This window comes from Geodermatophilus sabuli (genome assembly GCF_900215145.1).
Taxonomy (GTDB): Bacteria; Actinomycetota; Actinomycetes; order Mycobacteriales; family Geodermatophilaceae; genus Geodermatophilus; species Geodermatophilus sabuli.
Genome location: NZ_OBDO01000014.1, coordinates 85,793 through 100,228 on the forward strand (window position 1 = coordinate 85,793; position 14,436 = coordinate 100,228).

13 protein-coding genes are annotated in these 14,436 nt (G+C 72.2%); 4 read left to right on the forward strand and 9 right to left on the reverse strand.

Features of this window, described 5'->3' with window-relative positions; genetic code table 11:
- The first annotated feature begins 46 nt into the window (after positions 1-46).
- On the forward strand, positions 47-892 hold the full coding sequence (locus CRP39_RS24565) for a PaaX family transcriptional regulator (RefSeq protein ID WP_097209021.1): 846 nt from the start codon (positions 47-49) through the stop codon (positions 890-892).
- 75 nt (positions 893-967) lie between these two features.
- Here the strand turns inward: CRP39_RS24565 and CRP39_RS27305 are convergent, their stop codons facing one another.
- The 3 genes from CRP39_RS27305 to CRP39_RS24580 all read right to left on the reverse strand — a co-directional run bounded on the left by CRP39_RS27305 (position 968) and on the right by CRP39_RS24580 (position 5,638).
- On the reverse strand, positions 968-1,519 hold the full coding sequence (locus CRP39_RS27305) for a DUF6158 family protein (RefSeq protein ID WP_183358926.1): 552 nt from the start codon (positions 1,517-1,519) through the stop codon (positions 968-970).
- A gap of 142 nt (positions 1,520-1,661) precedes the next feature.
- The gene (locus tag CRP39_RS24575; protein ID WP_097209022.1) at positions 1,662-4,022 is read right to left on the reverse strand and encodes a bifunctional salicylyl-CoA 5-hydroxylase/oxidoreductase; all 2,361 of its coding nucleotides are present in this window, start codon (positions 4,020-4,022) and stop codon (positions 1,662-1,664) included.
- A gap of 5 nt (positions 4,023-4,027) precedes the next feature.
- Positions 4,028-5,638 carry an AMP-binding protein gene (locus CRP39_RS24580; protein WP_097209023.1) on the reverse strand — a complete coding sequence of 537 codons (1,611 nt, stop codon included), beginning with the start codon at positions 5,636-5,638 and terminating at the stop codon, positions 4,028-4,030.
- Positions 5,639-5,759: 121 nt separating this feature from the next.
- Here CRP39_RS24580 and CRP39_RS24585 point away from each other — a divergent pair, with 121 nt between their 5' ends.
- Positions 5,760-6,599, forward strand: coding sequence for a PaaX family transcriptional regulator (locus CRP39_RS24585; RefSeq protein ID WP_097209024.1), 840 nt, complete (start codon positions 5,760-5,762; stop codon positions 6,597-6,599).
- 2,226 nt (positions 6,600-8,825) lie between these two features.
- Here the strand turns inward: CRP39_RS24585 and CRP39_RS24595 are convergent.
- The 3 genes from CRP39_RS24595 to CRP39_RS24605 are packed head-to-tail and all read right to left on the reverse strand — an operon-like array spanning position 8,826 to position 10,106.
- A complete protein-coding gene (locus CRP39_RS24595) occupies positions 8,826-9,269 on the reverse strand; it encodes an SRPBCC family protein (protein WP_097209026.1) in 444 nt (147 codons plus the stop codon).
- Position 9,270: 1 nt separating this feature from the next.
- Positions 9,271-9,753, reverse strand: coding sequence for an SRPBCC family protein (locus CRP39_RS24600; RefSeq protein ID WP_097209027.1), 483 nt, complete (start codon positions 9,751-9,753; stop codon positions 9,271-9,273).
- Entirely contained in the window at positions 9,750-10,106 is a 357-nt protein-coding gene (locus CRP39_RS24605) for an ArsR/SmtB family transcription factor (protein ID WP_216359907.1), read from the reverse strand. Before CRP39_RS24605 ends, CRP39_RS24600 begins: the two co-directional genes overlap by 4 nt.
- A gap of 299 nt (positions 10,107-10,405) precedes the next feature.
- Between CRP39_RS24605 and CRP39_RS24610 the strand changes: the two genes are divergently transcribed.
- Positions 10,406-10,768 (forward strand): PspC domain-containing protein, encoded by a 363-nt coding sequence (locus tag CRP39_RS24610; protein WP_097209028.1) that lies wholly within the window; start codon positions 10,406-10,408, stop codon positions 10,766-10,768.
- 117 nt (positions 10,769-10,885) lie between these two features.
- On the opposite strand, the gene CRP39_RS24615 is transcribed toward CRP39_RS24610, so the two are convergent.
- Complete coding sequence (locus CRP39_RS24615) at positions 10,886-11,791, reverse strand: EamA family transporter (RefSeq protein WP_097209043.1); 906 nt, start codon at positions 11,789-11,791, stop codon at positions 10,886-10,888.
- Positions 11,792-11,951: 160 nt separating this feature from the next.
- Here CRP39_RS24615 and CRP39_RS24620 point away from each other — a divergent pair, with 160 nt between their 5' ends.
- A complete protein-coding gene (locus CRP39_RS24620) occupies positions 11,952-12,848 on the forward strand; it encodes a LysR family transcriptional regulator (protein WP_097209029.1) in 897 nt (298 codons plus the stop codon).
- A gap of 323 nt (positions 12,849-13,171) precedes the next feature.
- Here the strand turns inward: CRP39_RS24620 and CRP39_RS24625 are convergent, their stop codons facing one another.
- Positions 13,172-13,465: a hypothetical protein gene (locus tag CRP39_RS24625; RefSeq protein WP_097209030.1), complete on the reverse strand. Its 294-nt coding sequence runs from the start codon at positions 13,463-13,465 to the stop codon at positions 13,172-13,174.
- A gap of 275 nt (positions 13,466-13,740) precedes the next feature.
- Positions 13,741-14,436, reverse strand: a 696-nt coding sequence (locus CRP39_RS27090) for an HNH endonuclease signature motif containing protein (protein ID WP_172442629.1), incomplete at its 5' end; no start/stop codon positions are given.

The window sequence follows — 14,436 nt, forward strand, 5'->3', positions numbered from 1 at the left end:
GCGCGCAACGCGGGTCAGGGCGGCACGGGGTGTCACGATGAGGGGCGTGGAGGTCGTGGACGGACCGTTCGTCACCCGTCGTCAGGAGCTGGGGGCGGCCAGCGCACGCAGCCTGCTGCTCACGGTGCTGGGGGAGTTCGTGCTGCCCAGCGGCCGGCCGGTGTGGACCGCGAGTCTCCTGGAGCTGCTCGCCGACCTCGACGTCGCGGAGAAGGCGGCCCGCCAGGCCATCATGCGGACCGCCGACAGCGGGTGGATCGAGGCCAGCCGGATCGGGCGGGAGACCCGCTGGTCGCTGACGGCCGCCGGCACCCGGCTGCTGCGGGAGGGCACCGAGCGCATCTACGGCTTCGCCGCCGACGACCGCGCGTGGGACGGCCGCTGGCTGGTGCTGTCGGTCGGCGTCCCGGAGAACAACCGGGCGGTGCGCCAGCGGCTGCGCACCCAGCTGGGCTGGGCCGGGCTCGGCTCGCTGGACGCCGGCACGTGGGTCACCCCGCGGGTGGACCGCGAGCAGGAGGCGCGCCGGGTGCTCGACGAGCTGGGGCTGCTCGCCGGCAGCTGGTCGTTCGTCGCCACGGCCGGGGTCGTCGGGAACGAGCGCTCGCTGGCCCGCACCGCCTGGGACCTCGACGGCATCGAGCGCGGCTACGAGGACTTCCTCGAGCTGGTCGGCCGGCGGCGCCCGCGCACCGACCGCCAGGCGCTGGTCGCCCAGGTCCGGCTCGTGCAGGAGTGGCGCCGCTTCCCGCTGCTGGACCCCGGGCTGCCCCGCGAGCTGCTGCCGCCCCGCTGGAGCGGCAGTCGCGCGGCGGAGGTCTTCCGGGAGCGGCACGCCACGTGGGCGCCGCGCGCGCAGCAGGCCTGGGTGCAGCTCACCGCCGACCGCTGAGGACGGGGCCGGGCTCGCGGCCCTCCTGCAGGGTCCCGCCGCGAGCCTGCGAGTGGTGGGGCAGGGGGTCCTCCCTCACGCGGGGACGGGGTGGCGGTCCAGCCACTCCCGGCCGGCGTCGGTGAGCACCCGCATGTCCCGCTCGGCCTGGAGCAGCGGGGGGTCCTGGCGGTAGAGCCGGGCCACCAGGTGGCTGTCGGGCGCCAGCTGCCGGGCGATCTGGTGGGCCTCCAGCTTGTGCATCCGGCCACCCGGCGCATCGGCGAACCGGCGCAGCAGCGCCGCCTGCGCCTGCTCCGGGTCGGTCCGGTCGCGGGACGGCGCGGCCGCCGAGGGCTCCTCGTCCAGCAGCGCGGTGATCGCCCGGGAGAAGGTCTGCACGAGGTCGCGGATGCGGTCGTCGCGGGACGGTGCCGCCGTGTCCCCACCGGAGCCCTGCCACGTGCGCTGCGGGTGTCGGCGCAGGTACTCCTGCTCCAGTTCGAGCATGCGCTCGGTGTGGGTGCGGAACTGCTCGGCCGTCCCGTGCAGGAAGACCCAGTGCCGCATCGCGTGGGCGTGCACGCCCTGGCGTTCCAGCTCCTCGTCGGACAGCTCGCGCGCCGGGATCCCTGGTCGGTCGGTCATGGCCGCTCCCCTCGGTCCGTCCCCGGTCGCCGGTGACCGGGGCCCCATCGTGTCGGCTGTCGCGCCGGGCTGTCATCCCGGCCGATCCGTCGCGACGACGGCCGTTCCCTGCGGCGGCGGGGGCACGGCGGCCGGCACCGCCTCACGCCGAGGGGCGCCAGCGGGCGTGCCGGGTGCCCGTCGTCCCCTCACGGATCAGCTCCAGCCGCGGCCGCGGCCCGTCGCTGCGCCCGGTCTGCGGCCGCCGGCTGCCCGCGCGGAACGGTGCCGGCCACCGGGCACCCGGGCCGGCGTAGCCCTGCTCGGCGGCGGCGTGCAGCGTCCACTGCGGGTCGTACAGGTGCGGCCGGCCCAGCGCGCAGAGGTCCGCGCGGCCGGCCAGCAGGATCGAGTTGACGTCGTCCCAGCTGGAGATCGCCCCGACCGCGATCACCGCCACCCCGTACTCGCGGCCGACCTCGTTGCGGATCCGGTCGGCGTAGGGCGTCTGGTAGCTGCGGCCGAAGGCCGGCCGCTCCTCCTTGACGACCTGGCCGGTGGAGACGTCGATGCCGTCGGCGCCGTGCTCGGCGAAGGCCCGTGCGACGGCGACGGCGTCCTCGACGTCGGTGCCGCCCTCGCACCAGTCGGTGGCCGAGATGCGCACCGTCATCGGACGCTCGGCCGGCCACGCGGCGCGCACGGCGTCGAACACCTCCAGCGGGTAGCGCAGCCGGTTGGCCAGCGGGCCCCCGTAGCGGTCGGTGCGGTGGTTGGCCAGCGGGGAGATGAACGACGACAGCAGGTAGCCGTGCGCGCAGTGCAGCTCCAGGACGTCGAAGCCGGCGCGGGCCGCGGCGCGGGCGCTGGCGACGAACTGCTCGCGGATGGTGGCGAGGTCGGCGTCGGTCAGCTCCCGCGGCACGGCGTTGGCCGGCGAGTAGGGGACGGCCGACGGGCCGACCACCTCCCAGTTGCCCTCCGGTAGCGGCTCGTCGATGCCCTCCCACATGAGCTTCGTGGAGCCCTTGCGACCGGAGTGCCCCAGCTGGACGCCGATCCGCGCGTCGGTCGCCGAGTGCACGAAGTCGACGACCCGCGACCACGCCGCCTCCTGCTCCGGTGTGTAGAAGCCGGTGCAGCCCGGGGTGATCCGGCCCTCGGGGGAGACGCAGACCATCTCGGTCATCACCAGACCGGCCCCGCCGAGCGCCTTGCTGCCCAGATGCACGAGGTGGAAGTCGGTGGGCAGGCCGTCGACGGCGGAGTACATGTCCATCGCCGAGACGACGATGCGGTTGGCCAGCTCCAGGGAGCCGAGCCGGAACGCGTGGAACATCGGCGGCCGCGGCTCGACCGGGACCGGCTGCGTGCGGGCGAACCAGGCGTCGACGCCGGCGACGAACTCCGGGTCGCGCAGCCGCAGGTTGTCGTGGGTGACCCGCCGGCTGCGGGTGATGATGTTGAAGGCGAACTGCTCGGGGTCCTGGTGCACGTAGCGGCCGATGTCCTCGAACCACTCCAGGCTGGCCTGCGCGGCGCGCTGGGTGGAGAGCACCACCGGCCGGCGCTCGGCCTCGTAGGCGGTGAGCGCGGCGTCGACGTCGGGCTGCTCGTGCAGGCAGGCGGCCAGCGCGAGCGCGTCCTCCATCGCCAGCTTGGTGCCCGAACCGATCGAGAAGTGCGCGGTGTGCGCGGCGTCCCCGAGCAGCACCAGGTTCCCGTGCCGCCAGGTCTCGTTGCGCAGCGACAGGAAGTTCAGCCACTTGGAGTTGTTGGCGAACACCCGGTGGCCGCCGAGCACACGTGCGAACAGGTGCTCGACCAGCGCGATCGACTTGGTGTCGCTCTCGCCGGGCGGGAGGTCCAGTGCGGCGACGTCGGCGAACGCGCGCTGCCACACGTCCTCGTGCATCTCCACGATGAACGTGCTGCCGGTGCGGTCGTAGGGGTAGCCGTGGATCTGCATGACGCCGTACGGCGTCTCCTCCACGTAGAACTCGAACGCCTCGAACACCAGGTCGGTGCCCAGCCACATGTACCGGCAGCGCCGGGTGTCGAAGGTCGGCCGGAAGACGTCGGCGTAGCGGGTGCGGACCGCCGACCGGGCGCCGTCGGACGCGACGACGAGGTCGTGCCCGGCGCGCAGCTGTTCGGGGTCGGGGGCCTCGGTGCGGAAGTGCACCGGCACGCCGAGGTCGGCGCAGCGCCGCTGCAGGATGCCCAGCAGCTCCTTGCGGCTCATCGCGGCGAACCCGTGCCCGCCGGAGGTGGTCACCCGGCCGCGGTGGTGGACGTCGATGTCGTCCCACCGGGCGAAGTGCCGCTCCATCTCCCGGAACACGACGGGGTCCGCGTGCTCGATGCCGCCGAGGGTCTCGTCGGAGAAGACGACGCCGAAGCCGAAGGTGTCGTCGGGCGCGTTGCGCTCCCACACGGTGACCTCGTGCGCCGGATCGAGCTGCTTGACGAGGGCCGAGAAGTACAGCCCGCCCGGCCCGCCGCCGGTGACCGCGATGCGCATGCCGCTCACCGCAGCCGGTACCGCTGCAGCTTGCCCGTGCTGGTGCGGGGCAGCTCGGTGCGGAACTCGACGGCGCGGGGGCACTTGTACCGGGCGATCAGCTGCCGGCAGTGCTCCTGCAGCTCCTCGCCGGAGACCTGGCCGGCGTGGTGGGGGTCGAGCACCACGAACGCCTTGACGATCGTGCCGCGGTCGGGGTCCGGGGCGCCGACGACCGCGCACTCGACGACGGCCGGGTGGGTCAGCAGCGCCTGTTCCACCTCCGGCCCGGCGATGTTGTACCCGGCCGAGATGATCATGTCGTCGGTGCGCGCCCGGTACGTGAAGTAGCCGTCGGCGTCGCGGACGTAGGTGTCGCCGGTGTGGTTCCAGCCGTGCCGGACGTAGCCCTCCTGCCGGTCGCCGTCCAGGTAGCGGCAGCCGGTGGGGCCCCGGACGGCGAGGTGGCCCTCGGTGCCGTCGGGCACCGGGTTGCCGCCGTCGTCCAGGACGACGGCGGTGTAGCCGGGGACGGCGCGGCCGGTGCAGCCGGGCCGGATGTCGTCGTCGGCCGAGGAGATGAAGACGTGCAACATCTCGGTGGAGCCGATGCCGTCGATGACCCGCACCCCGCTCGCCTCGTGCACGCCGTGCCACACCGCGGCCGGCAGCGGCTCCCCGGCCGAGACCGCGCGGCGCAGGCCCGCCAGCCGGCGCCCGTTCCCCCCGGCCACGATCGCCTTGTAGGCCGTGGGCGCGGTGAACAGCACCGTCACCCCGTGCTCACCGACGGCGTCGGCGAGCAGGTCGGGGGAGGGGTGCTCGAGCAGCAGCACGCTGGCGCCGGCCCGCAGCGGGAAGACCACCAGCCCGCCGAGACCGTAGGTGAAGGCGAGCGGGGGGCTGCCGGCGAAGACGTCGTCGGGCTCGGGCCGCACCACGTGGGCGGAGAAGGTGTCGGCGATGGCGAGCACGTCCCGGTGGAAGTGCATCGTCGCCTTGGGCTTGCCGGTGGTGCCCGAGGTGAACGCCAGCAGGGCCACGTCGTCGGCGGCCGTGAGGACGTCGGAGAAGTCGGCCGGGTGGGCCGCGGCCCGGGCGAGCAGGTCCCCGGGGCCGCCGTCCCCGTAGGTCACCACCGTCATCCCCGGGACGGCGGCGGCGGTCAGGTCGTCGGTGAGCCGGCTGTCGCACAGCGCGACGGTCGGCCGGCACATCTGCGCGACGGTGGCCAGTTCCCCGGCGCGCAGCGCCGGCATCGTCGTCACCACGACCCCGCCCGCCTTGAGGACCGCCAGCCAGCAGGCGACGAGGTGCGGGCTGTTGAAGCCGCGCAGCAGCACCCGGTTCCCGGGGACGACGCCCAGCTCGTCGGCGAGGACGCCGGCGATCCGGCCGGCCCGTTCCCGCAGCTGTCCGTAGGTCCAGGCCGGGCCGCCGGGCGCCCGCACGCAGGGCCGGTCGGTGCCGTACCGCGCGATCGTGCCGTCGAGCAGCTCGGTCGCGCAGTTCAGCCGCTCGCCGTAGGACAGGTCCCCCAGCTCGAGGACCGGCCACGACCCCGGTGGGGGCAGGTGGTCGCGGCAGAAGGAGTCGACGTGCGTGGAGGGAGACAGGGGCGGGGCGCTCAGCGTCACGGGACGGACCTCCCTGCGGTCGCCGGGTCCGGCCGGGCCGCACCCTGCCGCCAGTATGGCGCTGTCCTGACGGGAGTCAACGGGCCGACATGCGCGGTTCGGCGCCGGTTATCGTGGACCCGTGACCGCCGTCGAGGAGGCGGCGGGCCTGGTGGTCCTCCAGCCCCGCCAGCTGATCGTCAGCCTCTACGGCCTGTACGCCCGCGCCCGCGGGGGCTGGCTGTCGGTCGCCGCGGTCGTCCGCCTGATGGCCGACCTGGGTGTCGAGGAACCCGCCGTCCGCTCGTCGATCTCCCGGCTCAAGCGTCGGGGGCTGCTGGACGCCCGGCGCGACGGGGACGTGGCCGGGTACGCGCTCACCGGCGAGGCGCTGGAGGTGCTCGCCGAGGGGGACGCGCGGATCTTCGGCCGGCGCCGGGCCCGCGAGTCCGACGGCTGGCTGCTCGTCGTCTTCTCCGTGCCGGAGTCCGAGCGCGAGCACCGCCACCGGCTGCGCTCGGAGCTGACCCGGCTCGGCTTCGGGACCGTGGCGCCGGGGGTCTGGATCGCGCCCGGGCACCTGGGCGACGACGTCCGGGAGGTGCTGCGTCGGCGCGGGCTGGCCGGCTACGTGGAGCTGTTCTCGCAGGCGCGGGTGCCGCGGGAGCAGGCCCGGGTGGCGGTCGCCCGCTGGTGGGACCTCGACGCGCTGCACGAGCGCTACGCGGGCTTCCTCGACCGGCACGCCCCAGCCCTGGAGCGCGCCCGGCCGGACCAGCCGGTCGACCCGGCGGGGGCGTTCGCCGACCACGTCCGGCTGGTCACCGACTGGCGCGGGCTGCCCTACGCCGACCCGGGGCTCCCGCTGGAGCTGTTGCCGGGGGACTGGAACGGCGCTCGCGCCGCCGACCTGTTCGCCGAGCTGGCCGCTCGCCTGGCCGGACCCGCCGCCGATCACGCTCGCCGCCTCCTCGACAGCTGACCGCTCGCTCTGCAGGACTGTGCGGCCGGATCGCCGGAGCCCACTGCCCCGTTGCGGCCGCGCTGGTCCCGCGTCCGAAGCGCCCGCCCTGAAGGCGGCCTCAGAGACACCCCAGTCGACCGTCGACCTGGCCCGGCCGCTCGCGGGATCCGCCGCGCGGGTATCCCCCGAAGTGCAACCGGACGATCTGCTGCCTTCGGGCCTGGCATCCCGACGCGTCCCGAGAGTCTCACAAAGTCACCGAACTGGAGGCGGAGCTGTTAGTTCGCGTGCGCTGAGACTCACGGGTCCACAATAGAAAGTAGCGGAGGCATTGGCCCATACTTGCATTCTGCGGCAACTACTCTCTCCCGCTGCTCGCACAGCGGCTCTCCTACCGCTGGAACTATCGCAATACACGCGAGAGCGTCCGGCCCCGACAGCACGCCGCAAACCGCGGCTGCTTGCAGTAGGCACACAGCATTAGCTCTTCGGCCTCGCTCCTCGCATTTTATCTGGTCCTGTTCGCTGATCTGCTTCGGCGCACAGTTCCCGTCTGCCTTCCGCTCTTCGCCCCATGCGCATTCCGGCGGCCTTGGCGCACGACCTCCGGCTTCGCGCTCCGTCGGTCCTCCCCCGAGGGCCTCCGTACCCGCGTTGATATCAACAGGCTGAGAACCTCCTCCGCCTTTGTATACGCACTCAAGGACGGGGTAGTCGACGCCCTCGTACTCCATAACGCCTACCTCGCGACACTCAGTGTGACCAGTTGACGCTGACGCCGGCTGTGCGCTGACAGTTGCAGAGCCGGCGAAGACCGCCAGGCCCGCGAAAATGATGGAAATACTACGCCGCAAGGTCATGGTGAACCCCTCGATGTGGTGGTCTGGGGACGAGCTCGGGGAAGTTGGGGACGGGGTCAGGCGCACTTCTGTATGCCCGCGTTGGGCCACTGTGAACCGGGACGCTCCTTGCCGAGAACAACTCGGCGCAGCAAGAGACGACGCCGTGTCGTCCGAGAACTGGTCAGGGCCCTCGTGCCGCTAACTGCCGCTGCTCTTACTGCCGTGGTGATGGCGAACAGTTGCCTGTCGGGGCAGCGGATCTTGGCTCCATCGGGTGTACGCCTTGCCAAGCACAAGTGGCCCGGTGTCCCTGAGTGGGCCGCTCAGGGACAGGGCGCCTACCGAGCCCACCTGTCAGCGCGATGACTTGGCTGAATGCTCAGGTCTTCGCGGAACAACTGGCTTCCTGCCTCATCGTCCAGAACCCGCCGGACGTGCCGCCACTCCGTCTCACCGTCGGGCCGAAGAACCTGCCCTATCGGAAGGTCGACCTCACAGGTGAGCGTGACGATGCAGCCAGCCTCGACGGGTTGGACCTCAAACCCCGTCCGTGTCGGCACGGGGGGCGGAGGTGACACGACCCGCGTCGTCGCGCGGCGTTCCAGGTCGAAGTGGGTCACCTCGATGATGCTGGCGTTACCGTCCAGGTCGATGAAGCACTGCTGTTCTCCGACGCCGTCCGGGGTCCCCGGAACCTTGAAGCCGCGTGCCGTGGTGGGCGAAAGCAAGGGTGCGTATTCGGCCGGGTGGATGAGCGCCCACACCTTTCCGGACGGATGGCACAGCCTGGCCGCCTCCTGAAACCTGACCGTGCGACTCTCACCTTGGCGTCTCGGCTCCCGTGTGTGCCCATGGACTTCAAGCCGACGCCGCCACCGCTCCTCAAGTCGTCCCACGTCTCCTGATCGGCAGACCGGCCCTTTCGCTTTAGCGCCCCAGGCTTGGGAGCGACCCCCGCCGTCTACCGCCGAGTCCCACGCCCCTGCACGGACTCGCGATCCCATCCGCGACCGCGCGAATCACCGTGGGTAGACGGCGTGTGCTGTTGGCTGTGTCTGACCAAGTCCACGCCCCGCAAGTCCTTTTCACCGCGCAGCCGACCAGGGATCGCAGCGCGCTGGTCTTGCTCTCATCGGAGTCACCGACGCCCAGTTCGCTTGGTCTGTGGCCTGCGCCAGAGCCGTGATCGCGCCCAAGCTCGAACGACGTGACCCACAGTGGGCCGCTCTGGGACAGAGGGCGGCTTCAGGGACATATCGGCGGGCGTGTGGACCGAGGCGCATCGAAAGTGGCTCACCGAGCACGACCCGTCCCGGCCCACAGCCGGCCGGGGCGAGCAGGTCGACGATGCCAGCTCCACATCCGGAGCACCGGCCTCTCAAGCGAGCGGCTAGTGGCCGAATCAGCTGGTGTGCTGCTCGAGGCGATCCTTGAGCCGGGCGAGGTTGGCCGGCATCTCCTTGAGCGCCTCGCGACGGACTACGAGCGGCACGAGCAGCTTCCCGATGCCGTGGCCGATGAAGTCGACCCCGATAGACACGCGGGACCGCTTGGCGCTGATGGGTTCGACAGTGACGTCGACCGCGGCACGGATTGGCCCGTCGATGCCCCGCACACTCCACGTGCGCGGCGGGTCGACGTGCACCAGTTCAGACGTGGACGCCCGTTCGGCACCGCCGATGCGGCGGACCGAAATGCACCGCGCGCCCACCCGGGTCCCTTCGCCGTCCATGTGACCGCTGACCACGCCCGCCTGCCACTCGGGGAAGCGCGCGGGATCGGTGGCATAGGCGAAGACTTCCTCGGCCGGGCGGTCCACCTCGGCGGTGGCGAGGATCGGGGGCACGTCAGCTTCCCTCGTTGATCAGGGCGGCGTAGCGGTCCAGGTAGAGCGGCCATCCCTGATCGGTGGCGATGCCGTCGCGGACGGCCTCCCAGCCGGGGCCGTGCCGGTCGATGTTGCGGTGCTCCAGCTCGACGCGGGTGCGCCGTGGGCTCTCAGCGATGAACCGCACCTCGACCTCGCTGGCGTTGTCCGGGTCGGTCACGATCTGCCAGTCCGGGCCGATGTCCCAGCTGAACACGACCCGCTCGTACGGCTCGTAGGCCAGCACCCGTGCCCAGCGGCACTCGCTGCCGTCCTCGGCGATGTCGACGATGTGCCCGCCGACCTGCGGCTCGAACACCGTCATGGCGATCGGCGACTGCATGATGTTGTGCTCACGCGGCTTGAAGTCCCCGAAGTTCTGGGTGAACACAGTGAACGCCCGCTCTTGGGGCGCCTCGACGACGATCTGCTTGCGCACAGCGGCGGTGGCTGCCTGGGTCATGACCTCTCCTGTCCTGGGTCGACGACGTGTTGTTCCTCGCTGTCGTCGGGGGACCCGACGGTGTCCTGGTAACCGGCCAGCGCCCGGTTCCAGTACGTGTCGAGCTGGTCGCGCATCGCAGCGACGCCAGCCGGATTGAGCCGATAGATCCGCCGGGTGCCGGCGACGCGCTCGGCGACGAGTCCTGCGTCCCTGAGCACCTTCAGGTGCTGGGACACCGCCGGCCGGCTGATCGGCAGCGCGTCGGCCAGCTCGCCGACCGCTCGAGGCCGCTCGGCCAGGCACTCGACGATGGCGCGCCGCGAGGGGTCCCCCAGCGCGGTCCACGCCACATCAGGTCGGTAAGCGTCCACGAACGGTAAGCCTGGACGAACGAACGTCGATCGTCAAGGGTTGGCAGGCGGCGCAACGAAGTGTCCCTGAATGGGCCGCTTGGGGACACCGCCGCCGGCTCACCCTGGAGACGACCCCAGGGACACCCCAGACGTTGGCGCACGTCTGGCCGCCCTCTGCGAGCCGCCGTCTGCTGGCGAGCGATGGGCCTCCCTGGGGGTGCCCGCTGTGAGGGGGTGACCGCCCCAGCCAGATGGCCAGGGTTGAAGGGGACCTTGTTCCGTGTCCACCGGCGCAGGCGCGAGAAAGGCTTCATGCCATGACAGCGAGCCCGTTCCCGGATCCCTCGGCCTCCGCCGTCCCGTCTCCCGGCGAGCCTCCTCGACCGGATCAGCCGTCCTGGCAGCCGGCAGCGCCTGTACCCGCAGCTGGATTTCCGCACCGTCGGCTCGTCCGCAGCTCCACCAACAAGGTCTTGGGCGGCGTGTGCGGCGGGTTGGCCGAGTACACCGACACAGATCCCTTGCTATGGCGTGTCGGGTTCGTCGCTCTAGCGGTGATGGGCGCCGGCATCCTCGTGTACCCGCTGCTGTGGCTGCTCGTGCCGGCGGCTGGCCCGGGTGAGTCGGCCACCTCTGGGCTTCATGAGACGCTCCGGAAGGGACGGGCTCCCCGCTCCTGAGGTGGCCTACTGCACAGGCGCGGGCTACGGCACAGGCACAGCCCCGGGTGTCCCAAAGTGGGCCGCTCTGAGACAGCAGGCCCGGCTGACCGCAAGGGCGGCTTCAGGGACGCTTGCTCACGACAGCTGCGGCACTTGCTTCTCCACCGCTGGGGGAGCCTGACCGACGTCGGTTGGCGGTGCCGGTGGATCGCTGCCGGCCGGCCGCTGCGCGAAGGTCGTGGAGCCGATGCTGGCGAGCACGACCAGCGCCACAGCCGCAGCCTCGCGTGCCCCGAGCGGCTGATCCAGGAGTAGCCAGCCTGCGAGCGCAGCGATGGCCGGCTCGAGGCTGAGCAGGACGCCGAAGACGCTGGGCGTCAGCCGCCGCAGAGCGGACAACTCCAGCGTGTAGGGCACCACCGAGGCGAGCAGGCCGGTGACGGCCCCCAGCAGGAGCAGGTCAGGCCGGCCGATCGCGGCCGCCGCACCCGCGGCTCCGACGGGAACGAGGGCGAGGGAGCCCACGGCGAGGGCGACCGCAAGACCGCCCTGTCCGGGTACGGCGGCGCCTACCCGGGCGCTGGTGAGGATGTATCCGGCCCAGAACACCCCGGCCAGCAGCGCGAAGGCAACGCCAATCCGATCCAGGCCGGAACCTGCACCTGCGTGAGCGGCCAGTCCGAGCAGGACGACGCCGGCCGCGGCAAGCAGCACCCACCCCAGGTCGCGCATCCGCCGGGAGAGCACAGCGGCGAGCACCAGCGGGCCGAGGAACTCGATGGTGACGGCGGCGCCTAGGGGGATGCGTGCGATGGCGGCGTAGAAGGAGGCATTCATCCCGGCCAGACAGAGCCCGAACGCGACCACAGCCATCCACTGCCGCCAGGTCCACCGGCGGAGGTGCGGACGAGTTGCGATCAACAACACGGCCGCGGCCACGAGCAGCCGCAGCAGAGTGACCCCGGCGCTGCCCATCGTGGGGAACAGCTGCGCGGCACTCGCGGCGCCCACCTGCAAGGAGATGCAGGAGCCCAGCACCATCAGGACGGCCGGGCCGTTGCCGGCGTCGCGGGAGATCACGAGGACGAGATGGGGGCGACATTGGGCACACGCTCAGCGTCGACGACACATACCCTCTGGTCCAGCGAATGATTCCGAACTACATCGGTCAGCGCTGCTTACTGATTGGAAGGGCGACGGCATGCTCGACGTCCACCGATTGCGCCTGCTCCGGGAACTGCAGCGGCGCGGCACTTTGGCCGAGGTCGCCCGGGCGCTGTCCTACAGCCCCTCAGCGATCTCCCAGCAGCTATCCCAGCTGGAGAACGAGACCGGCGTGCAACTACTGGAGCGGGTCGGACGCGGCGTCCGACTGACCGAGCAAGCTCGCATCCTCGTCCGGCACACCGATGCCGTCCTCGAGCGGCTCGAACTGGCCGAAGCAGAGCTGACCGCGTCGCTCACCGAGGTAGGGGGCACCCTGCGCGTCGCCTCCTTCCAGAGCGTGCTGCTCACCCTCATCCCCTCCGCGCTGACCCGTCTCGCCGACCAGCACCCCGGACTGCGGGTCGAGATGACCCAGCGACAGCCCGAACAGGCCTTCGCCGGACTGCTGACCCACGACTTCGACGTCGTCCTCGGCGAGGAGTACGCGGGAGAGCCCGGGGTGGCGGTGTCAGGAGTGGACGAGGAGGACCTGCTGCTCGATGAGATCCGGCTGGCCCTCCCCAAATGCGGCAGGTGGAGCGACGCGGGCACCACACTCGGCGACCTGGCCGACGCACCGTGGGTACTCGACCCGGCCGACTCGCCACCGGGCCGGTGGGCGCGCGCGCTGTGCCGCGGCGTCGGCTTCGAACCCGACGTCCGGTTCGACAGCCCGGACTACCTGCTCCACGTCCACCTGGTCGAGACCGGTCACGCGATCGCCATGCTCCCGGACCTGCTCTGGACCGACCGTGACGCCGACCTCGAACTGGTCCACTTGCCTGGACGACCCACCAGACGCCTGTTCACCGGGGTGCGCCGCGGCGCCGCCGGACACCCGGCAATCCAGGCCTTCCGAGCGAGCCTGCGATCAGTCGTTGACTTCGCCTGACTGCCGCCCGGCAGGTGTCTCTTAGTGGGCCGCTCAAGGACACACGCCAGTGAGCGCCAACCGCCTCGGTCCTGCCGGACCCAGACTGGCCGGTATCCGCGAGCCACGCCGGTGTTCTCGTCGCCATCGTGAGCGCCGACGCGTACCAGGTGGCCCCTCTCGACGGCACTTCATCGAGCGGCCGGCCTCGGGGCGGCCGGCCACGAGAAGTCGAGCGAACTGCGAGAAGTGACCCGCCTCTCAGCGCACGCCAGGCCCGCGCGGAGCTCGAGGACCACCCCTGGCGCGAAGGGTGCGGCGACGGCGTCACGCTGAGACGGGCGTCAGGCGGAGACGAATGTGTGAGCGGGATACAGGTTTGGCTGCTCGGTGATGCCGACGTCCTGCAGCACGGGCAGGAGCTTCTCGCCGAAGCGCCGGGCGGCTTCCTCTGACTCCCAGACATCGACGACGCGGAACCCGTTGGGGCCTTGCCCCGCGGTGTGGACGAGGAGGCCCTCGACCGGCCAGTCAGCCGGCTTCTCCAGAGGACCTCGGCCACCGGTGAGTCGGCGGACGGTCTCCTCGTACCGCTCCTGGGTGAGAGTTGGGCCTTCGTGGACGAGAACGACTGGCATGGCGACCTCCTCGCCGGGTCTCTCGAAGGACGGCACAGTACGCCCCCCGCGAGTGGAGCCACGGGCACGCGTGCGTTGTCGGTGAGGGCGTCTGTCTGGCGACTACGCGGCGAACAGGCACCACCCCACGCCGCTGCGTGCGGGCTGACGCTCGACCCGGTACGCGGCGCTCGTGCAGACCTCGTCGTCATGTCAGGCCTTTGTTGGGCTCTGGCCGCCTCGGAACTGTCCCGTAGTGGGCCGCTCAGGGCGAGCACTGCCTGGCGTGTCGCGGCTCAGTAGGGCGGTGGTGTGGTGGTCGCGGTCAGGCCGGTGGGGGTGGTGACGGTGAGGGTGCCGTCGGGGGCGAGGGTGTGTCGCCAGGCCGGTGCCTGGTGTCTGCCGCGGTGGTCGGGGGTGCAGTAGCCGGTGAGGTTGGTGGCGCTGGTGGGTCCGGCGGGCCAGGGCCGGGAGTGGTCCAGTTCGCCGCCGCGGGGGATGCGGCGGCGGCAGCCGGGGAAGCGGCAGCGGCGGTCGCGGGCGCGGACGAAGCGGTCCAGGGCGGCGCCGGGGCGGTGGCCGTCGGTGGGCCCGGGTGCGCTCAGGCCGGGGCGGCCGGTCAGGTCGTGGGGGCAGGTCTGGGGCCGGCGGCGGCAGGCGGGAGCGCCGCAGTGCGCGGCGCGCCGCAGCCCGGGCAGGTCGGTGAGCGCCACGAGGGCGCCGGTGAGCGCGTCTGTGAGCGCGAGGCGGGGCCGGTCGGCCAGCCCACCACCGCCGGTCGTGGCCAGCAGCCGGGCGAGTTCGGCGCGCTGGGCGTCGGCGGCGGCCGCCAGCGCGGCCAGCGCGTCGGGAGCGGCGGCCACCCGCCCGGCCGGGCTGGCCGCCCAGGCGGCCTCATCGGCGGCGTCGGCGGTGCGGGCGGTGCGCACCAGCCGCCGGGCATGACCGAGGGCCTGCTGGGCGGCGTGGATCGCGGCGCCGGCGTCGTCGAC